This window comes from Sphingomonas phyllosphaerae FA2 (assembly GCF_000427645.1).
GTDB classification, from domain to species: domain Bacteria; phylum Pseudomonadota; class Alphaproteobacteria; order Sphingomonadales; family Sphingomonadaceae; genus Sphingomonas; species Sphingomonas phyllosphaerae.
Genome location: NZ_KE386571.1, coordinates 1,196,178 through 1,219,593, shown reverse-complemented (window position 1 = coordinate 1,219,593; position 23,416 = coordinate 1,196,178). Strand labels below are relative to the sequence as shown.

22 protein-coding genes are annotated in these 23,416 nt (G+C 67.1%); 11 read left to right on the top strand and 11 right to left on the bottom strand.

The features are described from left to right. The first annotated feature begins 40 nt into the window (after positions 1 to 40). From SPHPH_RS0106130 to SPHPH_RS0106115, 4 genes are read left to right on the top strand one after another with little or no spacing between them, the layout of a single operon-like run. Positions 41 to 592 (top strand): CvpA family protein, encoded by a 552-nt coding sequence (locus tag SPHPH_RS0106130; RefSeq protein ID WP_028965898.1) that lies wholly within the window; start codon positions 41 to 43, stop codon positions 590 to 592. Beyond that, complete coding sequence (locus SPHPH_RS0106125; RefSeq protein WP_028965897.1) at positions 592 to 1,026, top strand: iron-sulfur cluster assembly scaffold protein; 435 nt, start codon at positions 592 to 594, stop codon at positions 1,024 to 1,026. The genes SPHPH_RS0106130 and SPHPH_RS0106125 overlap by 1 nt, the downstream gene beginning before the upstream one ends. Continuing rightward, positions 1,026 to 2,789 (top strand): cation:proton antiporter domain-containing protein, encoded by a 1,764-nt coding sequence (locus tag SPHPH_RS0106120; protein ID WP_037488177.1) that lies wholly within the window; start codon positions 1,026 to 1,028, stop codon positions 2,787 to 2,789. Before SPHPH_RS0106125 ends, SPHPH_RS0106120 begins: the two co-directional genes overlap by 1 nt. 2 nt (positions 2,790 to 2,791) lie before the next feature. Continuing rightward, on the top strand, positions 2,792 to 3,118 hold the full coding sequence (locus SPHPH_RS0106115; protein WP_037489231.1) for a DUF423 domain-containing protein: 327 nt from the start codon (positions 2,792 to 2,794) through the stop codon (positions 3,116 to 3,118). Between the two features lie 4 nt (positions 3,119 to 3,122). Here SPHPH_RS0106115 and SPHPH_RS0106110 read toward each other — a convergent pair whose 3' ends face one another. Further along, entirely contained in the window at positions 3,123 to 4,532 is a 1,410-nt protein-coding gene (locus SPHPH_RS0106110; RefSeq protein ID WP_202900701.1) for an MFS transporter, read from the bottom strand. Between the two features lie 88 nt (positions 4,533 to 4,620). On the opposite strand from SPHPH_RS0106110, the gene SPHPH_RS0106105 reads away from it, so the two are divergent. Both SPHPH_RS0106105 and SPHPH_RS0106100 read left to right on the top strand, forming a co-directional pair. Continuing rightward, positions 4,621 to 6,723: a prolyl oligopeptidase family serine peptidase gene (locus SPHPH_RS0106105; protein ID WP_037488175.1), complete on the top strand. Its 2,103-nt coding sequence runs from the start codon at positions 4,621 to 4,623 to the stop codon at positions 6,721 to 6,723. A 75-nt stretch (positions 6,724 to 6,798) separates the two neighbouring features. Then, complete coding sequence (locus SPHPH_RS0106100) at positions 6,799 to 7,140, top strand: hypothetical protein (RefSeq protein WP_051273225.1); 342 nt, start codon at positions 6,799 to 6,801, stop codon at positions 7,138 to 7,140. A 154-nt stretch (positions 7,141 to 7,294) separates the two neighbouring features. On the opposite strand, the gene SPHPH_RS0106095 is transcribed toward SPHPH_RS0106100, so the two are convergent. Beyond that, complete coding sequence (locus SPHPH_RS0106095) at positions 7,295 to 8,929, bottom strand: inorganic phosphate transporter (RefSeq protein WP_028965891.1); 1,635 nt, start codon at positions 8,927 to 8,929, stop codon at positions 7,295 to 7,297. 404 nt (positions 8,930 to 9,333) lie between these two features. Beyond that, entirely contained in the window at positions 9,334 to 9,657 is a 324-nt protein-coding gene (locus SPHPH_RS0106090) for a UrcA family protein (protein ID WP_028965890.1), read from the bottom strand. A gap of 198 nt (positions 9,658 to 9,855) precedes the next feature. On the opposite strand from SPHPH_RS0106090, the gene SPHPH_RS0106085 reads away from it, so the two are divergent. From SPHPH_RS0106085 to SPHPH_RS0106075, 3 genes are all read left to right on the top strand, one after another. After that, the gene (locus SPHPH_RS0106085) at positions 9,856 to 12,174 is read left to right on the top strand and encodes an ATP-dependent helicase (protein ID WP_420329300.1); all 2,319 of its coding nucleotides are present in this window, start codon (positions 9,856 to 9,858) and stop codon (positions 12,172 to 12,174) included. Between the two features lie 51 nt (positions 12,175 to 12,225). After that, on the top strand, positions 12,226 to 12,720 hold the full coding sequence (locus SPHPH_RS0106080; RefSeq protein ID WP_028965888.1) for a DUF5872 domain-containing protein: 495 nt from the start codon (positions 12,226 to 12,228) through the stop codon (positions 12,718 to 12,720). Between the two features lie 220 nt (positions 12,721 to 12,940). Continuing rightward, the gene (locus tag SPHPH_RS0106075; RefSeq protein WP_051272870.1) at positions 12,941 to 14,230 is read left to right on the top strand and encodes an MFS transporter; all 1,290 of its coding nucleotides are present in this window, start codon (positions 12,941 to 12,943) and stop codon (positions 14,228 to 14,230) included. Between the two features lie 3 nt (positions 14,231 to 14,233). On the opposite strand, the gene rsmD is transcribed toward SPHPH_RS0106075, so the two are convergent. Then, positions 14,234 to 14,773, bottom strand: a complete 540-nt coding sequence (gene rsmD / locus SPHPH_RS0106070; protein ID WP_028965886.1) for a 16S rRNA (guanine(966)-N(2))-methyltransferase RsmD — start codon at positions 14,771 to 14,773, stop codon at positions 14,234 to 14,236. After that, entirely contained in the window at positions 14,770 to 15,846 is a 1,077-nt protein-coding gene (locus SPHPH_RS0106065) for a pseudouridine synthase (RefSeq protein ID WP_028965885.1), read from the bottom strand. The genes rsmD and SPHPH_RS0106065 overlap by 4 nt, the downstream gene beginning before the upstream one ends. Before the next feature lie 136 nt (positions 15,847 to 15,982). Between SPHPH_RS0106065 and SPHPH_RS0106060 the strand changes: the two genes are divergently transcribed. Both SPHPH_RS0106060 and SPHPH_RS0106055 read left to right on the top strand, forming a co-directional pair. Further along, positions 15,983 to 16,432 carry a response regulator gene (locus SPHPH_RS0106060; RefSeq protein WP_028965884.1) on the top strand — a complete coding sequence of 150 codons (450 nt, stop codon included), beginning with the start codon at positions 15,983 to 15,985 and terminating at the stop codon, positions 16,430 to 16,432. 48 nt (positions 16,433 to 16,480) lie between these two features. Next, a complete protein-coding gene (locus SPHPH_RS0106055; protein WP_028965883.1) occupies positions 16,481 to 17,815 on the top strand; it encodes an AmpG family muropeptide MFS transporter in 1,335 nt (444 codons plus the stop codon). Here the strand turns inward: SPHPH_RS0106055 and SPHPH_RS0106050 are convergent. From SPHPH_RS0106050 to SPHPH_RS0106025, 6 genes are all read right to left on the bottom strand, one after another. After that, on the bottom strand, positions 17,812 to 18,249 hold the full coding sequence (locus SPHPH_RS0106050) for a DUF6628 family protein (RefSeq protein WP_051272869.1): 438 nt from the start codon (positions 18,247 to 18,249) through the stop codon (positions 17,812 to 17,814). The genes SPHPH_RS0106055 and SPHPH_RS0106050 overlap by 4 nt on opposite strands. Positions 18,250 to 18,318: 69 nt before the next feature. After that, positions 18,319 to 19,665 carry a bifunctional folylpolyglutamate synthase/dihydrofolate synthase gene (locus SPHPH_RS0106045; protein WP_028965881.1) on the bottom strand — a complete coding sequence of 449 codons (1,347 nt, stop codon included), beginning with the start codon at positions 19,663 to 19,665 and terminating at the stop codon, positions 18,319 to 18,321. A 198-nt stretch (positions 19,666 to 19,863) separates the two neighbouring features. Then, positions 19,864 to 20,730, bottom strand: a complete 867-nt coding sequence (gene accD, locus SPHPH_RS0106040) for an acetyl-CoA carboxylase, carboxyltransferase subunit beta (RefSeq protein ID WP_028965880.1) — start codon at positions 20,728 to 20,730, stop codon at positions 19,864 to 19,866. Further along, entirely contained in the window at positions 20,727 to 21,527 is an 801-nt protein-coding gene (gene trpA / locus SPHPH_RS0106035; protein WP_028965879.1) for a tryptophan synthase subunit alpha, read from the bottom strand. Before trpA ends, accD begins: the two co-directional genes overlap by 4 nt. Then, positions 21,524 to 22,753, bottom strand: coding sequence for a tryptophan synthase subunit beta (gene trpB, locus SPHPH_RS0106030; protein WP_028965878.1), 1,230 nt, complete (start codon positions 22,751 to 22,753; stop codon positions 21,524 to 21,526). The genes trpA and trpB overlap by 4 nt, the downstream gene beginning before the upstream one ends. Next, positions 22,750 to 23,388: a phosphoribosylanthranilate isomerase gene (locus SPHPH_RS0106025; protein ID WP_028965877.1), complete on the bottom strand. Its 639-nt coding sequence runs from the start codon at positions 23,386 to 23,388 to the stop codon at positions 22,750 to 22,752. Before SPHPH_RS0106025 ends, trpB begins: the two co-directional genes overlap by 4 nt. Positions 23,389 to 23,416 lie beyond the last annotated feature (28 nt).

Genomic DNA, 23,416 nt, shown 5'->3' with positions numbered 1-23,416 from the left:
GGGCCTAGCCGGACGGCGGATCGCACCATAAGGAAGGCGCATGAATCTCGAACCGCTCGATATTGCCGTCCTCGTGCTCGTCGCACTGACGGCGATCGGCGGTGCACGGCGCGGGTTCGTCGGCGAGGTGTTGGCGCTGTTCGCGTGGGTCGCGATGATCTTCGCGCTCAAGATCCTGCATCTGCCGCTGTCGAAGGCGCTGGCCGGCTCGATCGCCAGCGTGTCCGGCGCGGCGGTGCTGGCCTTTGTGCTGCTGACCGGCGGGACCTATCTGGTCAGTCGATTGATCATCAACGCGATTTCGGCCCGCACCCGCACGTCGGTCCTCGGCCCGATCGATCGCGCGCTGGGCTTTGGCTTCGGCGCGCTCAAGGGCCTTATCCTCGCCAGCCTTGCCTTCCTGTTCCTCGTCCTGATGCTGGATCTGACCGGCGGCGGGCCCACCCGGCGCCCGGCGTGGGTCAAGAATGCGCGTATCTTCCCGCTGCTCGTGGCGACCAGTGGCGCGGTGGCTGATTTCGTCGACCGCCGCCGCAAGGGGCAGCCGGTGTTCGGCCCGCGTACTCCCTCCCGCCAAAGCGACCGACCCTGATGAGCCTCGACCTATACACCCCCGAGATCAGCGCCTTGGCGATCGGCAATCCCTTTCCGGATCGCCTGCCGGATGCACATGGTTCCGCCGAGCGCCGTTCCCCGATCTGCGGCAGCCGCGTGACCGTCGACGTTCGGCTCGGCGAGGACGGCCGCGTCGCGGCGCTGGGCACGCAGGTGCGCGCCTGCCTGCTCGGTCAGGCGTCCTCGACGTTGCTCGCCCGTCACGCGGTCGGCCGCTCGGTCGAGGAACTGGTCGGGGCGCGCGACGCGCTGACGCACTGGCTGGCGGGCGAAGGCGACGTGCCCGACTGGCCGGGCCTCGATCTGTTCACGCCCGGGCTGAAGCTGACCGCGCGGCATCCGTCGATCCGCCTCGCGTTCGAGGCCGCGGCCGATGCGGCCGATCAGGCACGCACCGCGCGGGGTAGCTGATGGAACACGCTGACCTTTCGATGATTCGCGACGGCACGATCCTGCTCGGAAGCGGGCTGGTATTCGTGCTGCTGTTCCGTCGGCTAGGCCTCGGTGCGACGCTGGGCTTCCTCGTCGCCGGCGCAGTGGTGGGACCGCATCTTCTCGGATTGGTCGGCGATGCCGAGGCGAAGCTGGGATTCGCCGAACTCGGCATCACGCTGCTGCTGTTCATCGTCGGGCTCGAACTCAGCCCACAGCGGCTGTGGCGGCTCAAGGAAGACATTTTCGGCCTCGGGCTGATCCAGGTCGTTGCCTGCGGCATCGCCTTGGCCGCGATCCTGGCGCTTGCCGCGCGCTTCTCGCTGGCCGCGGCGCTCGCGGTGGGCATGCCGCTCGCATTGTCGTCGACCGCGCAGGTGTTGCCGATGCTGCAATCCTCCGGGCGGCTGCGCACGCCCTTCGGGGAGCGCGCCTTCTCGATCCTGCTGTTCCAGGATCTGTCGATCATCCCGATGATCACGATCATCGCCGCGATGAGCCGCAATCCCGCTGCCACCAGCGGGCCCGAGGGCTGGGTCCTGGGGCTCTATACGATCCTGGCGATCGTCGGGCTGGTCGCGGCCGGCCGCTTCGTGCTGCGACCATTGTTCCGCTTGATCGGGCATCTGGGCGAGCGCGAGATGTTCGTGTTCGCCGCGCTGTTCACGGTGATCGCGGCGGCGGCGGTCATGGAACGGCTGGGCCTTTCCACCGCGCTCGGGGCGTTCGTCGCGGGCGTGATGCTCGCTGACAGTCCGTACCGGCACGAGCTGGAAACCGACGTCGAGCCGTTCCGCGCCATCCTGCTGGGCCTCTTCTTCCTCGCGGTCGGCATGATGCTGAATTTGGAGGCGATTGCTGATCGCCCGGTGTTCGTGATCGCGATGGCCGCCGCGCTGATCGCGACCAAGGCCGCGATCATCACTGTGCTCGGGCTGGCGTTTCGCATGGGCTGGCGACAGGCGCTAGCGCTCGGTCTGTTGCTCAGCCAGGGCGGTGAGTTCGGGTTCGTGCTGCTGGCACAGGCGCAACAGGCGCTGTTGATCGCCCCGGATGCCGCGAGCCTGTTCGGCGCGATCATCACGCTGTCGATGGCCACGACGCCGTTCCTGATGATGTTCACCCGCCGTTTCCGCGAGGAACCGATCGCCGCGCAGAGCGACCGTGACGGGCCGAAGGCGGACGGGGCAAACGCGATCATCGTCGGCTATGGTCGCTTCGGCCAGACGGTCGGGCAGATGCTGATGGCGCAGGATATTCCGGTCACGCTGATCGACACCGATATCGAGATGATCGACATCGCCGGGGAGCTTGGGTCCAAGGTCTATTACGGCGACGGCACCCGGCTCGATCTGTTGCGGCAGGCGGGCGGGGGGGAGGCCGAGCTGATCCTGTTCTGCATGGACGGCGACCAGTTGTCGCTCGACCAGCTGGAGGCGATCCACGAGGCGTTCCCGAATGCGGCGCTCTACGTCCGCGCTTACGATCGTCGCGCTTTGATCAAGCTGAAGAATGGTCCGGCCCGCGCCGTTATTCGTGAGGTCATGGAGTCGGCCGTGAAGATGGCGCGGCTGGCGATGACCGGGCTGGACATCGCCCCCGGCGACATCGACCGCGCCGAGCAGATGTATCGCGCCAGCGACAAGGAGCGGCTGCGCATCCAGATCGAGGCCACCGATCCCCGCGCCGCGCGCGCGATGATCGCCGAACATCATCCGTGGGGCGGGGGAGAGCGATCGTGAACCTGATCCTCGTACTGGCGCCGCTGTCCGGCGCCTTGGCCGTCGCGGCCGGCGCGTTCGGTGCGCACGGCGCTTCGGGCGCGGCGGTCGAGTGGTTGAAGACCGGCGCGCATTATCAGCTCGTCCATGCGCTGGCGGCGTTGCTCGCCGTGCGCTTCGAGGCGCGGGGGCCGGCATGGCTGTTTCTGGCGGGTAGTGCGATTTTCGCGGGCACCTTGTACCTGATGGCGCTCGGGTTGCCGCGTTGGCTGGGCGCAATCACGCCCCTTGGCGGCACGTTGCTGATCGGGGGATGGCTTTGGCTGGCGTGGATCGGCGCGCGCGGCTGAACGGTCAGCGGACCGCGGCCGCGGGTTGCACGTCCTCGGCCTCGCCGCGCTCCGGATCGCGGATCGACGGCCGCAACCGCGCGAGGCTACACAGGCCCGCGATCACCGCCAGCCCGGCCGCGGCGAGCGGCGGTGTCCGTCCGGCACCGACGTCCAGCGCGAGCAGCCCTGCCACCACCGTTGCGCCGGTCGTTTGCCCGACGAGCCGTACGGTGCTGACCAACCCGCCCGCCGCGGCCGCCCGTTCGCGGGGTGCTGAGCCGATGATGAGCCGGGCATTGGGCGGCAGGAAGGTGCCGAACCCCGCACCGCACAGCGACATGCGCCACGCAATATCGAACCACGAAGGATCGGCGGGCATGAAGGCAAGCAACAGCAAGGCCGTGGTCGAGATCGCCATGCCGATCCCGCCCAGCAATCCCGCCGGTATCCGATCCGACAGCCACCCCATCAGCGGCGCGACGATCATGTTGGTCAGCGGCCACGGCGCGATCACCGCGCCGACCGCTGCGGCGGACATGCCGTAGCTGTGCGTCAGGCGAAACGGCGTCGACAGCAGCAGCGTCATCGATGCGGTGAAGGCCGTAAACCCGCCGATCGTCGATAACGCGATCACCGGTCGCGACAGCAGGTCGACCGGCAGGATCGGCTGCGTCGAACGTCGCTCCCGACGGATGTAGAAGCGGCCGATCACCACTCCCAACGCGACGATCGCGAACGATACGACCGGGCTGTCGCCATGCACCGCGCTTTCGGCCCCGCCGATGATGAGCCCGAACATCGAAGCGCACAGCACCGCGCCGATCGCGTCGAACGGCCGGTCACGCGGCGCCGGGTCGGGCAACGCACGGCCGAGCAGCAAGGAGGCGACCGCAAAGGGGATCGCGCTGGCGAATACCCACGGCCACGGCGCGATCGATAGCACCAGTCCTCCGATGGTCGGCGCCGCGGCGGCCGACGACGCAACGACGACCGAGTTGATCCCCAATCCGCGTCCGAGCTGCGCCGAGGGATAGGTCTGGCGGATCAGCGCCGACGCCACGGCCAGCGCCCCGGCGGCCCCGACCGCCTGTACCGCCCGGACGACCAGCAGGAAGGGCAGGCTCTTGGCGAAGAAGCACAGCAACGTGGCGATCGTGAAGATCATCTGTCCCAGCTGGTACATGCGTTTCAGGCCGATCCGATCGCCCAGACCGGCGAACGGCAGCATCAGCATGACCAGCATCAACTGATAGACCGTCACGATCGCCACCACCGACGATGATCCGACATGCAGGTCTCGCGCGATGGTCGGCAAGGCGACATTGGCGACGCCACCATCGATGATCACCAAGGCGGTCCCGAACGAGAGCGCGCCGATCGCTGCGTAACGCCTCGGCAGGGGAAGGCCGTCGGCGGCCGTTGGCGGATCCATCATGCTGCGCCGTTGACGCATCGACGACGGGGTTGTTCCCGCCGGGACGGTATCGCACAACACCATGATGGCGAACGGAGCGACAGGAATGAAGCGCAATCGGATCGGTTGGTTGCTGACAGGTGCGGCGTTGACGATGACGGCGGCGGCCGCTTGGGCGCAGCGCGTGGCGAACACCGATCCATATATCTGGCTTGAGGATAAGGACGGTTCGCGTGCGCAGGCGTGGGTCGCCGCCGAGAATGCTCGGACGCTCCCGCGCCTCCAGAACGATCCACGCTACCGCCAGTTCTATGCCGAAGCGCTGGCGATCGCCGCGGCGAAGGATCGTATTCCGATGCCGCAGCAGGTGATGGGGCGGATCGTCAACTTCTGGCGAGACGCGGATCATCCGCAGGGCATCCTCCGCTGGACGACGATCGAGGACTATGCGGCACCGACGCCAGCCTGGCGCACGCTTCTCGACGTCGACGCGCTCAGCGCCGCCGAAGGGCGCAAATGGGTCTACAAGGGAATGACCTGCCTCGCGCCCGACGAGCGGCTGTGCCTCGTCGCGCTGTCCGAGGGCGGTGAGGATGCGGTCACCTACCGCGAGTTCGATCTGGCGGCCGGGCAGTTCGTGGCCGACGGCTTCGTGCTGCCGACCTCGAAGCAGGGCGCGGTGTGGCTCGACAAGGACACGCTGCTGGTCAGCCGCGATTGGGGCGCGGGCACGATGACCGCGTCGAGTTATCCGTTCGTCGTCAAGAAGGTGAGCCGCGGCCAACCATTGTCGCAGGCAGCGGAAGTTTTCCGCGGCGCACCCGACGATCAACTCGGCAGCTACGCCAGCGTGATCACCGATGGCGCCGGCAACCGCGCGGTGTTCATCGAGCGGCAGAAGACCTTCTTCGGTGCCGAGCGGCTGTTGTGGACGCCGACCGGAGTGACGAAGCTCGATCTGCCGCCGCGTACCGCACCTGTGGCGATGATCGACGGGCGCGTCATCTTCACGACCAGCGAGCCGTGGGGGGCGATCCCGACCGGCGCCGTCGCCTCGTTGCCGCTGAAGGAATTGGTAGCCGGACGGATGGCGCCGACGCTGATCTTCGCACCGACAGCTCGCCAGGCTGTGAGCGGCGTCGATGCCGCCCGGCATCACCTGATCCTCGATTATACCGATAATGTACGTGGCCGGATCAATGTCTATACGCCCACGGCTGTCGGCTGGAGCGCACAGCAGATGGCCCTCCCCGACAATGCCAGCTTCGGTGTCGCCGGGACCAGCGACCACAACGACGACGCCTTCCTGGTGACCACGGGCTTTCTCACCCCAACGACGCTCGCGCGCTTCCTTGCCGGAAGCGATGCGGCGCCGACGCAGGTAAAGGCGCTACCCGCGAAGTTCGACGCAGCCGGCCTTGTGGCCGACCAGTTCGAGGCCACATCGAGCGACGGGACTAATATCCCGTATTTCATCGTGCATCGTCGCGATGCGCCACGTGACGGCAGCACGCCGACGATCATGACCGCGTACGGTGGTTTCGAATTACCGATGCTGCCCAGCTATTCGGCGATCACCGGCAAATTGTGGCTGGAGCACGGGGGTGCCTATGTCCTCGCCAATATCCGCGGCGGGGGCGAGTTCGGTCCGGCATGGCACGATGCAGGGCGCAAGACCAAGCGTCAGGTGATCTACGACGATTTCGCTGCGGTCGCCAAGGACCTGATGGCTCGCCGATTCACCAGTGCTGCGAAGCTCGGCATCTATGGCGGCTCGAACGGCGGGCTGCTGATGGGAGTCGAACTCAATCAGCATCCCGAATTGTGGAAAGCGGTGACCATTCAGGTGCCGTTGCTAGACATGCTGCGCTACGAACGGATCGCGGCCGGCGCGTCGTGGGTGGACGAATATGGATCGGTGGCGGTGCCCGAGGAGCGAGCGTTTCTGCGCCGGATCTCACCGTATCACAACGTCAAACGCGGCGTGGCGTACCCCGAGCCATATATCTGGACGACCACCAAGGACGATCGCGTCGGCCCGCAGCACGCCCGCAAATTCGCCGCGCGGCTCAAAGAGTTCGGGCTCCCCTATCTGTTCTACGAGGATACTGCGGGGGGCCACTCGGGGGATGCTGACATCGAGCAGGGGGCAAGGCTCCAGGCGCTGCAAATGACGTATTTCGCACAGAAGTTGCTCGGCGCTTCCTGAAGGTCCGGCGCGGGAACGCAGCGTTTCCGACGTCAATCTTGCTGCGGTGCGGCGCGATCGGCTATGGGGCGCGCGATGAGTGCCGAAACCGACAGCCGGCCCGCGCCGGCGGTGCCCGATACCGTTCCCGTCGTCTTCGAGGCGATCGTCAAATTGCAGGCGATTGCAGCGATGTACAATCGTGGCAGCGTGACGCTGGCCCCACATATCCTCTACACCAAGCATGGTGAGATTTACCTCGACGCGCTGACGCTGGAGCGTGACGGGCAGCCGCCGAAGGAACCGAAGATCGGCGCCTTTAAATTGGCGGGACTCTCGGCGCTGCGCATTACGCCACGGCGGTTCAAGCCAAGCGAATTGTTTGTGCCGGGCGAGGAGCGTTATGCCGGGGTAACACTGCTTTCCGTCGAAAGCTGACGCGAACGGCGTTTGTCGCGCGCGGTGATTGTAGCGCGTGCTTCAAGTTGAGCGTGTGAAACTCTGCCGCTTTTATCGCGGCAAGCCCTTCGGCACGCCAGCCAACTAAGGCCGTCGCGGAAATCGGTCCTTTCGCTTGCGGTGGCGACCGCGGCTAAAGTCCGGCGGTCCTGACGATGGTCAGCAGCAACCAATAAAGCCCGCCGGCAAGCACCATCGCCACCGGCAGCGTCATGAGCCAGGCCGCGGCAAGCTGGATCAGCGTACGACGTTGCAGCCCATGTCCGCTCGCCACCGAGGCGCCAGCGACACCTGACGACAGGATGTGGGTCGTGGACACGGGCAAGCCGAAGCGATCGGCGACCAGGATCGTACCCGCTGCCACCAGTTCTGCCGATGCGCCCATGCCATAGGTCATGTGCTGCTTGCCGATCCGCTCGCCGACCGTGACGACGATTCGCTTCCAGCCGACCATCGTGCCGAGCCCGAGCGCCAGCGCCACCGCCACCTTCACCCACAGCGGGATGAAGCGCGTCCCGCGCTCCAGCCGGGTGCGATAGTCGTTGAGGACCGCTTTCTCGCCATCGTTGAAGCCATTATGCTCGGCGGAGGTGATCATCCGCGTCGTGTCCATGACCATGTACATGTCGTTGCGGATGTTGGGTGCGGCACTGGCGGGCACCTGGCTCAACGAGCCATATCCGGCGACACGGCGGGCGAGGTCCTCCGACACGGCGATCGCTGCTCCGTAGGTGCGTCCATTCACCACGTCGCGCTTCTTCAGCGAATCGCGGAGTATCTTTCGTGCCTTCCCCGGTTCGACTGAGGCCGCTCCGTGCTGGATCAGCGTCGTCCGCGCATCATTGGCGCTCTGGACGAAGGCGGGCGTCTCGCTTGCGGGCAGCGTGCGGTTCAGCGCGTAGGCAGTCGGTGCGCAGCCGATCAGGATGAGCATGATCAGCCCCATGCCCTTCTGACCGTCGTTCGACCCGTGGCTGAACGACACCGCCGTGCAGGTGAAGATCAACAGCGCGCGAATGCCACGCGGAGGCGGCGTATTGCCCTCAGGGGGGGTCATGAGTTGCGGATTGCGCGCCATGTGGCGGACGACCAGAAGCAGCAGCGCCGCCGCCCCGAACCCAATCAGCGGCGCCATCCACAGCCCGGTCAGCACCTTGGTCGCCTGTGTCCAGTCGACACCCGAGGTGCCGCCGCTGTCGCTGGTCAGCAGCTGGTTGGCGAAACCGACGCCCAGCACCGACCCGATCAGCGTGTGGCTCGAGCTGTTGGGCAAGCCGACGTACCAGGTCGCCAGGTTCCACAGCACGGCTGCGAACAGCAGCGCGAAGATCATCGCGAACCCGGCACCCGAGCCGACATTCAGGATCAGGTCGACGGGGAGCAGCGTGATGATCGAATAGGCGACCGCCCCTGACGACAGCATAACGCCGAGAAAGTTGAAGAAGCCCGACCACACGACCGCGAAATGCGCGGGCAGCGCGTTCGTATAGATGACGGTCGCGACCGCATTGGCCGTGTCGTGGAAGCCGTTGACGAACTCGAACCCCAGCGCGATCAGCAGGGCGAGGCCCAAAAAGGCAAAGACGCCAAGCGCAAGCTGCTCTCCGACCTGCTGGGTGTCGATCAGGACGCTGATCCCGGCATAGCCGAAGCCCAGAATGACGACCGCCAGGAAGGCGAAACGAGCGAATGGATGGACTGGACCGTCGAACGATCGCGTTGCCGCGGGCGGTGACGAAGGCGAAGCCTCAAGGACACTGGATGCCATGACGAGTCGTGCTGTCGGCGTGAAGCGTGACAGTTTGATGACCTATCGCCGATCCCGGTCATCGGCCGGCAAATAAAGTAGATCGGTTGATGCAGTGAGGTTTTTGGGATTGCCGGCATGACGAAGCGGTCCGCCGGTGCGGGATCGTGATAGAAACTAAGCTGCGTGCACAAAGTCGCGTATGCGGCGGCCGGACGAGGTATTATGCTGCTTTATCCGGAAAGGATTTAATAGCCGCGAGATGCCGACTAGCCATCGACGCTCTCAGCATTGAAAACTGGCGTCAATCAGACGCCTTCACAATGACATGTAGGGCCGATCAACGATACGCGCTGGCACCTTCGTCCTTTCACTTGATCGCGGCAAGAGGCGGACCTCGCTGCGAGACCCGCCCCCTGTCACGGTCAGCGCGATATAAGCGCCGCGACCTCGATCTCGCCGCTGTGAGCGAGTGCTGCGAGCCGGACCTGCGCGTCCCTGCGCATCTCGGTGTGGCACCGCAGCACGTCGAGCCGCTCGCGGATGCTCATGCCGACACCGCAGGTGCTGGCAGCGGCGTGATCCACGCGCCGTCGGAACTGCCCCTGACCGAAGCGGCTGGCGAGGTCGAGATCGCGGACCGCGATTCGCGCGGTGAGCGGCACGCGATCGGCATCGGCCGTTGCGGCTGTCGGCGAAAGGCAAAGTGTCAGCGTTACCGCAAGCGCGGCGAAATCGAGGCGGTTCATCGATGGTACTCCTGGGGTGGTTCGGCGGCCGCGACATGCGTCGCCTCTGCGTCAAGGCGGGCGACTTGCCGGCGCGCCCTGGTCGCCGACCCGACGGCCCCTAGGCGTGGGGCTTTACGGCGGTGCGTCTGGTCGAAGACGCCCGCGTGACTGTAACTCTTCGCCGTTTCGCTTGCCCGTGGCGCACGCGTTCCCTACCTGTTCGGCGTGACCGATCTTTCCGCCGCTACGCAGGACCCGCCCTATCTGGCCGGGCTCAACTCCCCGCAACGTGATGCGGTGCTGACGACCGACGGACCGGTGCTGGTGCTGGCCGGAGCAGGCACCGGCAAGACGGCCGCGCTGACGGCCCGGCTGGCGCATCTGCTGTGGACCAGACGCGCCTATCCTTCGGAAATCCTGTCGGTAACCTTCACCAACAAGGCGGCGCGCGAGATGCGCGAGCGGGTCGGGCGGCTGGTCGGCGATGCGGTGGAGGGAATGCCGTGGTTGGGCACCTTCCATGCGATCGGCGCCAAGATGCTGCGGCGTCATGCCGAATTGGTTGGTTTGCAGAGCAATTTTACCATTCTCGACACCGACGATCAGTTGCGGTTGCTCAAGCAACTGGTGCTTGCTGCGGACATCGACGAGAAGCGCTTCCCAGCACGGTCGCTCGCCGGATTGATCGATGAATGGAAGAACAAGGGGTTGGTGCCGGCCCACGTCGATGCGGGCGAGAGCGAGCGGTATGCGAACGGCCGGGGTGGCGAGCTGTACCAGCAATATCAGGAACGGCTGAAGGCGGTGAACGCCTGTGACTTCGGTGACCTGCTGTTGCATGCGCTGACGATCTTGAAGCGCGATCGTGGCGTGCTGGAGCAGTATCAGCAGCGCTTTCGCTACATCATGGTCGACGAATACCAGGACACGAACTCGGTCCAGTACCTCTGGCTGCGGCTATTGGCGCAGGAGCGGCGCAACATTTGCTGCGTCGGTGACGACGATCAGTCGATCTATTCGTGGCGCGGGGCGCAGGTCGAGAACATCCTGAAGTTCGAAAAGGACTTCCCTGGCGCGAAGGTGATCCGGCTGGAGCAGAACTACCGGTCAACGCCGCACATTCTGGGCGCCGCATCCGGGGTGATCGCCAACAACGGCGGGCGGCTCGGCAAGGAATTGTGGACCGAGCTGGACGCGGGCGAAAAGGTCCGCGTGCTGGGCGTGTGGGACGGTCCCGAGGAAGCACGTCGCGTCGGTGACGAGATCGAGGCGACGCAGCGATCGGGCAAGAGCCTCGACGATGTCGCGATCCTCGTCCGTGCGCAGCATCAGACCCGCGAGTTCGAGGATCGCTTCATCGCGATCGGGTTGCCGTACCGGATCGTCGGCGGGTTCCGCTTCTACGAGCGTGCCGAAATCCGCGATGCGCTGGCGTATCTGCGCGTCGTGAACCAGCCCGCCGACGATCTGGCGTTCGAGCGGATCGTCAACACGCCCAAGCGTGGGCTCGGCGACAAGGCGATTGCCAAGCTGCATCAGCTTGCGCGCGCCGAGGGGTTGCCGCTGTCGATCGCGGCGGCGCGCATTCTCGACACCGATGAGCTGACCCCGCAGGCGCGCAAGGCGCTGGGGCGGTTCGTAGGCGACGTCGCGCGGTGGCGCGATATGGCGCGCGACCTGCCGCATCCCGAGCTGGCGCGGCAGATCCTCGATGAGAGCGGCTATACCGCAATGTATCAGGCGGAGAAGTCGACCGAGGCCGCGGGGCGGCTGGAGAACCTCACCGAGCTGGTGCGCGCGATGGAGGAATATGAGAACCTCGGTGCGTTCCTGGAACACGTCAGCCTCGTCATGGACAATGAGGCGACCCGCGACGATCCCAAGGTGACGATCATGACGATCCACGCCGCCAAGGGGCTGGAATTCGACACCGTCTTCCTCGCGGGCTGGGAGGAGGGGTTGTTCCCGTCGCAGCGCGCGCTCGATGAAGGCGGGACGCGCTCGCTGGAAGAGGAGCGGCGGCTAGCCTATGTCGCGATCACGCGCGCGCGGCGCCTGGCGACGATCCTGCACGCTGCCAATCGCCGCATCTACGGCCAGTGGACCAGCTCGATCCCATCGCGCTTCGTTGGGGAACTGCCGCCCCAGCATGTCGAGAGCGAGACGAGCATGTCGGGGGGCGAGAGCCTGTGGCGCGCGAATTGGTCCGAGCGCGCCGATCCCTTTGCCGATGTGGCGCGAGGGACCGGCCGCGGACCGGGGTGGCAGCGGGCGGCGGGAACGCTCGGCGCCAAGCCCGGCGGCGAATGGTCGAGCCGCACCTTCACGCGCGAGCCGGTGCGGGTGGTCGAAAGTCGCGCCTCCGCGGTGAGCCTCGGCAACAAGGGGCGGGGCGACCTTTCCGTGGGACAGCGCGTGTTCCACCAGAAATTTGGCTATGGCGCGATCGCGGAGATCGAGGGCAACAAGCTGGAGATCGATTTCGAGCAGGCCGGACGCAAGCGGGTGATGGACAGCTTCGTCACCGCGAGTTGAGTCTGCGTCTTTTCGGTGCGGGACGGGTTTGTCGCACAGGAGGTGCAGCCGATGTCCGAAACCGCCGAAAAATCCGACCCCGCCTTGTGGGAGAAGGTGAAGGAAGAAATCACCGCCGGGTCGAAAGGCGGGAAGAAAGGCCAGTGGTCAGCGCGTAAGGCGCAGATGGCGGTCACCGAATATAAGAAGCGAGGCGGCGGCTATAAGGACGGCAAGGACGCTGACAATTCGCTCCATCAATGGACCGAGGAAGAATGGGGAACCAAATCGGGCAAGCAGAGCGGCGAGACCGGTGAGCGATATCTGCCCAAGAAGGCACGCGAAGCGCTTTCCGACAAGGAATATGCCCGGACGACCGCCAAGAAGCGCGCCGACACGCGCAAGGGCCGGCAATTTTCTGCGCAGCCCGGGGACATTGCGGAAAAGACTGCGGAGGCGCGCGATCATTGTAGCCGCGATGAGCTATATGCCGAGGCGAAGAAGCGCGGGATCGCCGGCCGCTCGAAGATGAACAAGGCGCAATTGCGCGATGCGGTATCGCGCTGAAAAATCGGGGCGGTCGCCAGGGACCGCCCCGTAGTTCAGGGAATGGCCGGGCGAGGGGGGAAAGCCCGGCATTATGCGATGCGCGCCATAAAAGCTGCCTCGCACATTCGTCCCCTAAACCGTCAACATTGCTGCCATGTGTCTTCGAAACCCGATTTCGTGACTGCAACGACATATTTTTGTGCGTTGACGTGGGGCAACCGGCGCGCGGAAAGGGGCAATGGCCGTATCATCTTTGCCCGCCGCATTGGCAGGCACCTCGCATCGCCGCATCCTGCTCGCCAGCCTCGTCGGCACGTCGGTCGAGTTCTATGATTTCTACATCTACGCGACGGCTGCCTCGCTGGTGTTCGGACCGCTGTTTTTTCCCCCCGGCGATCCGTCAGCACAACTGCTGGCGGCTTATGCGAGTCTCGCGGTAGCGTTCTTCGCCCGGCCGGTCGGGGCATGGGCATTCGGGCATTACGGCGATCGGATCGGGCGCAAATCGACGCTGGTGGTCAGCCTGATGCTGATGGGCGGCTCGACGCTCGCCATCGCCTTTTTGCCGACCTATGCGCAGGCGGGTTACCTCGCACCGGTGCTGCTTTGCGTATTGCGGTTCGGGCAGGGCTTCGGCCTTGGTGGCGAGTGGGGTGGCGCTGCGCTGCTGGCCGTGGAGAACGCACCACCCGGCTGGCGCGGACGCTATGGCATGGTGCCGCAACTGGGCGCGCCGGTCGGGTTCATTGCCGCCAATGGGCTGTTCCTGCTGCTGGGCCTGGCAATGAGTGCGGAGGACTTCGCCGCCTGGGGCTGGCGCATCCCATTCGTGTTGTCGATCGTGCTGGTCGGGCTCGGCCTGTGGGTGCGGCTGAAGATTGCCGAGACCCCGGCATTTGCGCAGGTACTGGAGGAAGGCCCGCCACCCGCGGTGCCGATGGGCGAACTGCTCCGCGATCACTGGCGCGCGGCGATCGGTGGGACGGCGGGCGCGATTGCGTGCTTCGCGGTCTATTATATCGCGACTGCGTTTGCGCTGGGCTATGCCACGACCCGGCTGGGGATCGCGCGCCCGACGATCCTTTCGATGCAACTCGGCGCGATCCTGTTCATGGCCGTCGGGATCGTTTTGTCGGGTATCTGGGCCGACCGACGCGACGCGCGGCATGTCCTGACGTGGGGCTGCGTGTTTGCGGTAGTGGCAGGCTTCGTGCTGGCACCGGGGCTGGGATCGGGATCGTTATTGTTGATCTTCGCTAGCCTTGCACTGGCGTTGTTCGCAATGGGCTTTGTCTATGGACCGCTCGGGGCATGGCTGCCGGGGCTGTTCCCCGCGCGGGTGCGCTACACGGGCGTCAGCCTGGCGTTCAATATGGCAGGGATCATCGGCGGCGGTCTGACGCCTGTCGCGGCCGAGACGTTGGCGAGGCACGGCGGGCTGTCGCTGGTCGGCGGCTATCTGGCGGCGATGTCGCTGGTGAGCCTGATCGCTTTGGTGGCGATGCGCCCGCGGGTGGTGGCTACCTGAGGCTCAGCCGAGCCGCAGCAGCAACAGCCGCGCGCGACCATGCGTGCGGTCGGCGTCGACCACGAAGCCGGGCGGCACGTCGCCTTCGCCCTTGGCAGTCTCGATCGAAACCCATGTTGCCGGGCCGATCCAGCCCAGTCGCGCGAGCTTGTCCGCAGCCACCGCCCCCGCGCCGGTCGTATAGGGCGGGTCCATCATCACGACGTCGAGCGGCGCGCGTGCCGGGCCGATCGCCATGACCGATGCCGGCCGGATGTCCGCACCCGTCGCGCCGAGTTTCGCGACGTTGGCGCGCAAGGCGTCGAGCGCCGTCTTGTCCTGCTCGACGAACAGGCAGGTGGTGGCGCCGCGCGACAGCGCCTCCAGCCCGAGCGCGCCCGAGCCAGCGAACAGATCGGCTACGGCCAGCCCCTCGAAACTGCCGACACGGCTGGTCAGCATCGAAAACAGCGCCTCACGCGTGCGATCCGCAGTGGGGCGGGTCGCATCGCCCTTGGGCGCGACGAGCGGGCGACCGCGCCACTGGCCGGCGATAATCCTCACTTGCGCCCCCGCGGACCGCCCGAACGTGGCCGGGCACCGGGCTTGGGTTTCGGCTTGGCCCAGCCCGGCTGACGCTTGATGCGTGCTGGACGCTGCGGGGTGAGCGTCTGCTCTTCGGTGGCGGGGCCGGCAGGCTTCGGCGCTGGACGAGGTGCCGCTGCAGCGGCTCGCGCCGGTCGTGGCGGCGCGCCTGCCGGCCTGACGGGCGAGCCGGAGGCGGCACGCGGCGGCCGGAGAACATTTGGCCGGGCCGGGCGCGCGGATGGCGCCTGCCGCGGCGACGCCGTACGGCGGCTGCCCGGCACCGTCACATCCGGGACCGGCGGACGCAGGCGTGCGGCGGCCTTCAGAGTCTGGCGGAAGGCGATCAGATCGGCGACGCGCACCTCGCCGATGTCGCCGACCGGAAGATCGCCGAGAACGAACGGGCCGTAGCGGGTCCGGATCAGCCGGCTCACACGCAATCCGAGATGTTCGAGCACACGACGCACTTCGCGATTTTTTCCCTCGCTCAACGTCATCTCGATCCAGACGTTCGCGCCGGTGCGACGTTCGAGATTGGCATCGATCGCACCATAGCGAATGCCATCGATCTCGATGCCGTGAATGAGTTCCTCAAGCTGCGCCTGGCTGATCTGGCCATAGGCCCGGGCGCGGTAGCTGCGCTCGACCCCGGTGGACGGAAGCTCGAGCTGGCGCTTCAACTCGCCATCGGTGGTGAGAAGCAGCAGCCCCTCGGTGTTGAGATCAAGGCGACCTACGGGCACGAGCCGCGGCAGATCTTCTGGAAGCCGGTCGTAGATCGTCGCGCGGCCTGCCGGATCGCGCTCGGCGGTGAGCACGCCCGTCGGCTTGTGGAAGAGGAAGAGCCGGGTCGGCTCGGCCGCGGCGACCGGCTCTCCGTCGACGGTGACTCCGTCGAGCGAGGGGAGGATCGTGGCGGGGGTATCCAGCGTGACGCCATCTTTGGCGACGCGTCCTTCGGCGATCATCCGCTCGACCTCGCGCCGGGAGGCGACGCCGGCGCGGGCGAGCAGCTTGGCGATGCGGTGTGGGGAACGTTCGTCGGCCATCCGGATCGCTTACGGTCTGTGCTCGTCCGCAACAAGGACCGTGATTGTCGACTGTCGGGCACGTGCGGAAAGAGGCGGGACATAAATCGCCCCAGCCGTGTTGAGCGAAGAAGACGATACCGGGGCGAAACAAGCGATGTTGTTCGGGCGGAAACAGCGATCCATTGAAAAGCTGCTGGTGGTGGAGGACGAGCCGCTGGTGGCGTTCGACACCGAGCATCTGCTCAGCGAGCAGGGATTCGACGTCGTCGCGACCGTCGATCGGGTCGCGGATGCGGTGCGGCTGCTGGAGGGCGGCGCGGCGATCGATCTTGTCTTGGTCGATGTGCGGCTGGCCGACGGTAGCGGGCTGGATGTCGCGCGCTCGGCCGTGGCGCGAGGCATTCCGGTGCTGTTCGTGACGGGAAGCTGCCCGGCCGATGCCGAGGGCGTGGCGGTGGGTTGTCTCGCCAAACCCTACACGCCGCGCGATCTTTTGAGTTCGATCGACGCCATCGAGTCGGCCGCAGCAGGGAAAGCGCCGCCGCGGGTGCCGGGCGGGTTGCGGTTGTTCGGCGGCGGGCCGTCGATGACCGGGCTTACCTGACCGCGATTTCGCGCTAAGCCCATCGCAGGCTTAACGAAGGCGATGTGGATGGCGGCGCGAATGGACGGACGGAGCTGGGTGGATGGTGTCCGCCCGTATCTGGAGCGCGGGCCGCTCGCCGCCTTCGCGCTGGGCGTCTCCTCAGGCTTTCCCTATGCGATGATCGCGGCGACGTTGACCACGCGGCTGGCGCAGAGCGGGATCGACAAGAAGACGGTGACGGCGTTCAGTCTCGCGTTTCTTGTCTACAATATCAAATTCTTATGGGCGTGGGTGGTCGACGGCGTGCGCCTGCCGGTGCTCGGCGCGCTGGGGCAGCGGGTGTCGTGGCTGCTGGTCGCGGGCGTGCTGGTGATCGCCGCCGTGGCCAATCTGGCGCTGGTCGATCCGCGGGCGAGCATCGGGGCGACGGTGACCGCGGCGATCCTGGTGGCGGTCGCTGGATCGACCTTCGACGTGGTCATCGACGCCTATCGCATTGAAATCTTGGAGCCGCGCCAGTTGGGTGTCGGATCGGGGATGAGCCAGTACGGGTGGCGCATCGGGTCCGCCGGGGCGGCGTCGCTGGCGCTGTTCGTGGCGGCGCGGCACGGGTGGACCGCCGCTTACCTGTCGACGGCGGTGCTTGCCTTGCCTGCGATGGTAGCAGGTTTGATCGTCGGGGAGCCGCGACGGCACCGCGATGTCGAGCCGCGGCGCGGGGTGGGGAACACGCTGGCGGCGATCTGGCGGCCGTTCGTGCAGTTTTTTGCGCGGCCGGGGGCCGTAGTCGTGCTGTTGTTCATCCTGATCCACAAGATCGGTGACACTCTGGGGCAGCTCGTGCTGCGCCTGTTGCTCAACGACACCGGATTTACCAACGACGAAATCGCCTTGTACGACGTCGGTGTCGGGTTCTGGGCCTATCTGATCGGTATTTTCCTCGGCGGTGTCATATATGCGCGGTTGGGGCTGAAGCGGTCGGTGCTGATCAGTCTGGTGCTGATGGCGGTGTCCAACGCGAGCTTCGCGGCATTGGCCGCGGCGGGGCACAGCACGCTCGGGCTGGCCGGCGCGATGACGTTCGAGAATATCGCGTCCGGGATCGGCGGGGTGACGGTGGTCGCCTATTTCTCGGCGCTGTGCGACCTGCGCTTCACCGCCGCGCAATATGCGCTGATCTCGGCCGCGGCGAGCGTCGTGGGACGGATCGTCACCGGGGCGAGCGCGGGGGCGCTCGTCGAGCAGGTCGGCTACGTCAATTTCTACCTGCTGACCGTGGTGCTGGCGCTGCCCGGTGTCGTGCTGTTCTGGTGGATGAGCCGGTCGGGGCTGGTCGACCGCTCGGTCGGGAGCGCGGGCACCGAAGGGCCGGGCGACGCGCGCGACGGGGCGGCCGGCTAGACGGAGACGGGGCGGCCCTCGTCGGCGAAGGCGGCGGCGAGCGCTGCGGCGCTGGCGAGGACGCCGTCGACGTGGCGTTGCCCCAACAGATCCTGCATCAGCAGGCGCGCGCTGGCGGTGCGGGTTTCGATCCGCGCGAGGATGGCGAGCAACACCTGCTCCGACGCGGTCATCCGCGCGCAGCAGCACGGGGCGATGGCGATCGGGACCGTCGCGGTACCGGCAAGATCGGCCATCAGCGCCCGCATCAACAGCAGCGGGCGGCGGAAGGCCTCACCGAAGCTGGTGAAGAAGCCGTGCGCGGCGCGCGCGTCCGACAGGCCGTTGGCGCCCATGCGGCGCATCGCGAAAAGCACGACCCGCGCATTGGGGCATTCGGGAAGGGCGTGCGGCAGCGCGTTGGCAGTGAGAACGGGGGCGGGAAGGTGGGTCATGAACAGGCGACTCCTCTTGCCCGCACAAGGTCGCCTGTCCGCTATTGCAAGTCAATCGCAGATTTTGCGTCAGTCGGGCGCTTCGTCGTTGGCACTCAACACCTCACCGGCGAGGTACAGCGACCCGGCGATTAATACCGCCTCAGGCGGCGTCGGCCGCGCGGCGATCTGCGCAAGCGCCGCCCGGATGTCCGCGGCGGTCTCGCTGCGGGGGATGCCGAGGTGGGCGGCGACGGCGAGCAGGTCCGCGGGCGCGTGGCAGGCGTGCCCGGGGACCGGGACGGCGACCAGCGTGTCGATCGCATCGGCAAAGGGCGCGAGAAATCCGGCTGCGTCTTTGTTGGCGAGCATGCCGACGACCACCGTCAACGGTCGCGCGCCGCGGCCGTCGGTCAGTCGGGCGAGCGAGTCGGCGATCGCCTGACCGGCGGAAGGATTGTGGCCGCCGTCGAGCCAGACCGGCACCGAGCCCAGAGCGGCGGTGAGCGGCCCCGAGGAAAGCCTTTGCAGGCGAGCGGGCCAGTGCGTGTCGGTCGCCGCGACCGCCAGCGCCGATGCCGGCACCGGAACCGCGGATTGATGACGGATCATCGCGACCGCAAGCGACAGGTTGGCGCTTTGATGCGCGCCGGGCAGCGTGGGAAGCGGAAGGTCGAGCGCGCCCGCGGTGTCGCTATACCGGAGGCGATCGTCGACGACGGTGAAGCGCCATGCGTCGTCGAGCGCGTACCACGGCGCGCCGCACCCGGCGGCGGCCTGCGCGATCGGCGCGGCGATCACGGGCGGATAGTGCATCGTCACCAGCGGTGCGCCGGCCTTGGCGATCCCGGCCTTCTCGGCGGCGATCTGTTCGAGCGAGTCGCCGAGGAACGCCTGATGATCGACGCCAAGTGCCGCGATCCCGCAGGTGACGGGTGCGGGCAGGACGTTGGTGGCGTCGAGCCGACCGCCGAGCCCGACCTCGATCACGCAGGCGTCGGCCGGGGTGCGCGCGAAGGCGAGGAAGGCGGCGGCGGTGGTGATCTCGAAAAAGCTGGCGCCGATGCCGTCGGCCTGATCGAGCACTTCCGCGAGCAGCGATGCCAGCGCGGCGTCGTCGATCAAACGGCCGGCGATGCGGATGCGTTCGTTGAAGCGGACGAGATGCGGGCTGGTGTAGACGTGGACGCGGTGCCCCGCCGCCTCCAGCGCGCTGCGCAGGAAGGCGCAGGTCGATCCCTTGCCGTTGGTGCCGGCGACGTGGAAGACGGGCGGTAGCGCGTGGTGCGGGTCGCCGAGCCGCGCGAGCAGGCGCGTGATCCGGTCGAGCCCGAGGATGTCCGCGCCGGGGGCGAGTGACCAGAGCCGGTCGAGTTGCGCCTGAACGGCGGCGTTGCTGGAGACGGCGTGATCGGCGGTTTTCGGGGTGTGATCCATCCAGCTTTAGCTACCTGCCGTCGTCACTTGGCGTTTCCGATCCGTCCTCCTTCTTCGTTCGTCGCCCCGGACTTGGTCCGGGGCATCACTTCTTGTCGGCGACCGAAGCAAGAAGCGGGATCCCGGATCATGTCCGGGATGACGGAAAAGGATAGGTGATCGGCGACTGTTGATGGGCCGCTGTGGTCCGGCCGTCGGTCAGGCGGCTTTCCGCTCGCCGCACAGATAACCGATGACGGTCGCCAGCTTGGCGCGCAGGTCGCGGCGGTGGACGACCATGTCGATCATGCCGTGCTCCAGATAATATTCGCTGGTTTGGAAATCGTCGGGCAGCTTCTCGCGGATCGTGCTTTCGATCACGCGGCGGCCGGTGAAGGCGAGTGTCGCCTTCGGCTCGGCGATGTGGACGTCGCCAAGCATCGCATAGGCCGCCATCACCCCACCCGAGGTCGGATCGGTCAGCACGACGATATAGGGCAGACCGGCGTCGTGGAGCATCTGGATCGCGACGGTGCTGCGCGGCATCTGCATCAGGCTGAGGATGCCTTCCTGCATCCGCGCGCCGCCCGAGGCGGTGAAGACGATGAACGGCGCGCGGTCCTTCACCGCGGTTTCGACGCCCTGGATGAACGCCTCGCCGACCGCCTGGCCCATCGAGCCGCCCATGAAGGCGAAATCCTGCACGCCGATCACGACGCGGTGGCCGTCGATCGTGCCGCGCGCGTTGACGAACGCGTCCTGCTCGCCGGTGCTGGCGCGCGCCGCCTTGAGGCGATCGGCGTAACGCTTCGAGTCGCGGAACTTGAGCGGATCTTCGGGCGAGCGCGGCGCGGGCAGTACGTCGATGCTGGCCGGGTCGAGCAGATGCTCGAACCGCTCGCTGGGGCCGATCCGCTCGTGATGGTCGCAGGTCGGGCAGACGTAGAGGTTCTCCTCCAGCTCCTTGGTGAAGACCATCGTCCCGCAGCCCTTGCACTTGTGCCACAGGTGATCGGGGGTCTGCGCCTTGGCGCCGCCGGGGACGATCCCCGATAGCGCGTTGCGGACGTTGCTGAGCCAGCTCATGCGGAAACCTTTCGTGCGTCGGCAAGTGCGGCCGACAACGTCTTGATATAGGCGGCGACCGGTGCGGCGGCAGCGGTGCCGTGTTCGGCGACGATCTCGACGATCGCTGAGCCGACGACGACCCCGTCCGCGACGCGGCCGATTGCGCGCGCCTGTTCCGGGGTTCGGACGCCGAAGCCGACCGCGACGGGCAGGTCGGTGGCATGCTTCAACCGCGCGACCGCTTCCTCGATCGACGCCTGCTGCGCCTGTTGCTTGCCGGTAATGCCGGCGACGGAGACGTAATAGACGAAGCCGCTGGCGCCGTTCAGCACGTCCGCGATCCGTGCGTCGCGGGTGGTCGGGGTGGCAAGCCGGATGAAGTTGATGCCCATCGCGCGCAATTCCGGCCCGAGCGCATCGTCTTCCTCGGGGGGCAGATCGACGCAGATCACGCCATCGACCCCGGCATCGCGGAGCGCGGTGGCGAACCATTCCGGCCCGCGGCGTAGCATCGGATTGGCATAGCCCATCAGCACCAGCGGGGCGAGCGGGTGGCGGGCACGAAAATCCTTCGCGATCCGAAGGATGTCGGCGGTCGTTATGCCAGCGCCGAGCGCGCGGATGTTCGCGGCTTGGATCGCCGGGCCGTCCGCCATCGGATCGGTGAACGGCATCCCCAACTCGATCACGTCCGCGCCGCCTTCGACCAGCGCGTCGAGGATCGCGGGGGTCGCGGCGACCGACGGGTCGCCAGCCGTGACGAAGCAGATCAGCGCAGGGCGATCGGCGATGAAGGCATCGGCAAGGCGGGTCAAATCTGCACTCCCAGCGCTTCGGCGACGGTGAAGATGTCCTTGTCGCCCCGCCCGCACAGATTGGCGAGGATGATCGCGTCCCGCGGCATGGTCTTGGCGGTGCGCGCCACCGCGGCGATCGCGTGCGACGGTTCGAGCGCGGGGATGATGCCCTCGGTGCGGCACAGCAGCTGGAAGGCGTCGAGCGCCTCGCGATCGGTGACGGCAGTGTAGTCGACCCGCCCGCTGTCCTTCAGCCACGCATGTTCGGGGCCGATGCCGGGATAGTCGAGCCCGGCGGAGATCGAATGCGCCTCGGCGATCTGGCCGTCGTCGTCCTGCAACAGATAGGTCTTGTTGCCGTGGAGGACGCCCGGGAAGCCGCCCGCTAGGCTGGCGGCGTGCTTGGCCTCCAGCCCTTCGCCCGCTGCTTCGACCCCGAGCATCTTCACGTCGGCATCGTCGAGGAACGGGTGGAACAGCCCGATCGCGTTCGATCCGCCGCCGATCGCGGCGACCAGCAGGTCGGGCAGGCGGCCGGTGCGATCGAGCAATTGCGCGCGCGCCTCGCGACCGATCACGCTCTGGAAGTCGCGGACCAGCTCCGGGTACGGGTGCGGGCCGGCGGCAGTGCCGATGATGTAGAAGGTGTCGTGGACGTTGGCGACCCAGTCGCGGAGCGCCTCGTTCATGGCATCCTTGAGCGTGCGCGCGCCGCTTTCGACCGCGCGCACCTCGGCACCGAGCAGCTTCATGCGGAAGACGTTCGGCTGCTGCCGCTCGACGTCCTTGGCGCCCATGTAGATCACGCACGGCAGCCCGAAGCGCGCGCAGACCGTCGCGGTCGCGACGCCGTGCTGGCCCGCGCCGGTCTCGGCGATGATCCGCGTCTTGCCCATGCGGATCGCGAGCAGGATCTGGCCGATGCAATTGTTGATCTTGTGCGCGCCGGTGTGGTTCAGTTCGTCGCGCTTGAACCAGACCTGTGCGCCCATGCCCTCCGGCGCGCTGTCGCGAAGCGTGTCGGTCAGCCGCTCGGCGTAGTAGAGCGGCGAGGGGCGACCGACATAATGTTCGAGCAGGTCGTCGAACTGCGCGGCGAAGGCCGGATCCTCCTTCGCGGCACGATACTCGCGCTCGAGGTCGAGGATCAGCGGCATCAGCGTTTCGGAGACATAGCGGCCGCCATAGGGGCCGAAATGCCCGCGCTCGTCCGGCTGCGCGCGGAAGGAATTGGGTGCGTTCATGATGCGGAAACCCGTTGCAGGAAGGCGGTGATCTTGTCCACGTCCTTGACGCCGGGCGCGGACTCGACGCCCGACGAAACGTCGACGAGCGGGGCGCGGGTCCGTGCGATCGCCTCGGCGACATTGGTAGGGTCGAGCCCGCCGGACAGCGCCCACGGGAGCGGGTGGCGGACGCCGTCGAGCAGCTGCCAGTCGAAGCGCAGGCCCATGCCGCCGGGGAGCGTCGCGCCCTCCGGGGTCTTGGCGTCGTAGAGCAGGCGGTCGGCGGCGTCGGCATAGTGCGCGGCGGTGGCGAGGTCGGCGCGGGTCTTCACCGCGATCGCCGCCCATGTCTCGCGCCCCGACAGGCGGCGCAGCGCGGCGACGCGCGCGGGTGCGGTCTTGTGGAGCTGGATCGCGTCGAGCTTGCCGGCGGCGACCGTTGCGGCGAGCAGCTCGTCGTCGGGGTCGACGAACACCCCGACCGTGCGGACGTGCGCGGGGACCTGCGCGGCGAGCCCGGCGAGGCGGTCGAGCGTCAGGTGGCGCGGCGAGGGGGGAAAGACGACGAAGCCGACGTGGCTCGCGCCGCCCTTCAGCGCGGCGTCGAGCGTGGCGGGCGTGGACAGGCCGCAGATCTTGGCGGTGACGGGCATCGCGCGGCTTTAGGCGCTTGCCGCCACC

Coding starts and splice junctions, on each gene's coding strand:
- trpB (WP_028965878.1), bottom strand. CDS start 22,753: ATGAACGCACCCAATTCCTTCCGCGCGCAGCCGGACGAGCGCGGGCAT.
- SPHPH_RS0106045 (WP_028965881.1), bottom strand. CDS start 19,665: ATGGATCACACCCCGAAAACCGCCGATCACGCCGTCTCCAGCAACGCC.
- SPHPH_RS0106090 (WP_028965890.1), bottom strand. CDS start 9,657: ATGAACCGCCTCGATTTCGCCGCGCTTGCGGTAACGCTGACACTTTGC.
- accD (WP_028965880.1), bottom strand. CDS start 20,730: ATGAGCTGGCTCAGCAACGTCCGCAACGCGCTATCGGGGATCGTCCCC.
- SPHPH_RS0106095 (WP_028965891.1), bottom strand. CDS start 8,929: ATGGCATCCAGTGTCCTTGAGGCTTCGCCTTCGTCACCGCCCGCGGCA.
- SPHPH_RS0106025 (WP_028965877.1), bottom strand. CDS start 23,388: ATGCCCGTCACCGCCAAGATCTGCGGCCTGTCCACGCCCGCCACGCTC.
- SPHPH_RS0106080 (WP_028965888.1), top strand. CDS start 12,226: ATGTCCGAAACCGCCGAAAAATCCGACCCCGCCTTGTGGGAGAAGGTG.
- SPHPH_RS0106110 (WP_202900701.1), bottom strand. CDS start 4,532: ATGGATCCGCCAACGGCCGCCGACGGCCTTCCCCTGCCGAGGCGTTAC.
- SPHPH_RS0106125 (WP_028965897.1), top strand. CDS start 592: ATGAGCCTCGACCTATACACCCCCGAGATCAGCGCCTTGGCGATCGGC.
- SPHPH_RS0106060 (WP_028965884.1), top strand. CDS start 15,983: ATGTTGTTCGGGCGGAAACAGCGATCCATTGAAAAGCTGCTGGTGGTG.
- SPHPH_RS0106055 (WP_028965883.1), top strand. CDS start 16,481: ATGGCGGCGCGAATGGACGGACGGAGCTGGGTGGATGGTGTCCGCCCG.
- SPHPH_RS0106105 (WP_037488175.1), top strand. CDS start 4,621: ATGAAGCGCAATCGGATCGGTTGGTTGCTGACAGGTGCGGCGTTGACG.
- SPHPH_RS0106050 (WP_051272869.1), bottom strand. CDS start 18,249: ATGACCCACCTTCCCGCCCCCGTTCTCACTGCCAACGCGCTGCCGCAC.
- SPHPH_RS0106130 (WP_028965898.1), top strand. CDS start 41: ATGAATCTCGAACCGCTCGATATTGCCGTCCTCGTGCTCGTCGCACTG.
- SPHPH_RS0106120 (WP_037488177.1), top strand. CDS start 1,026: ATGGAACACGCTGACCTTTCGATGATTCGCGACGGCACGATCCTGCTC.
- SPHPH_RS0106075 (WP_051272870.1), top strand. CDS start 12,941: ATGGCCGTATCATCTTTGCCCGCCGCATTGGCAGGCACCTCGCATCGC.
- SPHPH_RS0106100 (WP_051273225.1), top strand. CDS start 6,799: ATGAGTGCCGAAACCGACAGCCGGCCCGCGCCGGCGGTGCCCGATACC.
- SPHPH_RS0106065 (WP_028965885.1), bottom strand. CDS start 15,846: ATGGCCGACGAACGTTCCCCACACCGCATCGCCAAGCTGCTCGCCCGC.